This is a genomic window from Kocuria cellulosilytica (assembly GCF_040981245.1).
Lineage (GTDB): Bacteria > Actinomycetota > Actinomycetes > Actinomycetales > Micrococcaceae > Kocuria > Kocuria cellulosilytica.
The window spans coordinates 1-659 of sequence record NZ_JAVFWZ010000051.1 but is presented as its reverse complement, the minus strand read 5'-3'; the positions used below and the strand labels follow the sequence as shown (position 1 = coordinate 659).

1 protein-coding gene is annotated in these 659 nt (G+C 76.2%); it reads left to right on the top strand.

What is annotated here, in order from left to right:
• Positions 1–659 (top strand): ROK family protein (locus tag RCG67_RS16920; RefSeq protein WP_368827962.1); only part of this gene is annotated, 659 nt, incomplete at both ends.

Genomic DNA, 659 nt, shown 5'->3' with positions numbered 1-659 from the left:
CTCCGCGCCGAACCTGGCCTGGGAGCACGTCCCGCTGGTCGAGCGGCTCCGGCGGCTGCCGCCCTTCCGGGGCCCCGCGCTGACGGCCGGCAACGACAGCGTGCTCGCCGCGCGCACCGAGGTCCTGCACCGGCCCGGGGAGTCCTTCCTCTTCCTGCACGGCGAGACCGGCATCGGGGGCGCCGTGGTCCTGGACGGGCGGATCCACCGGGGCGAGCACGGCTGGGCCGGGGAGCTCGGCCACGTCACGATCACCCCCGGCGGGGAGCTGTGCCGGTGCGGCCGGCGGGGCTGCCTCGAGGCCTACGTCAGCTACCACGCGCTGCGGGCGCGGACGGGGCTGCCGGAGGACGTCCGGATCGAGGACCTCGTGGCGGCCACGGCCGAGCGGCTGCGGAGCCGGGACGCGGTCATGGAGATGATCGGGCGCCCCCTCGGGGTGGTGCTCGCGAACTCGATGAACGTCCTGGACCTCTCGACGGTCGTGCTCTCGGGGTACTTCGCCCCCATCGCGGCGGAGCTGGAGCCCGTGCTGCGGGAGGTCGTCGAGGCGCACGCGCTGACCGCGGAGGTGGGACCGATCGAGATCCAGCGCTCGGCGGCGGACGCCCACCCGGCGCTCAGCGGCGCGGCCGCCACGGCCCTCGAGCCGATCCTGG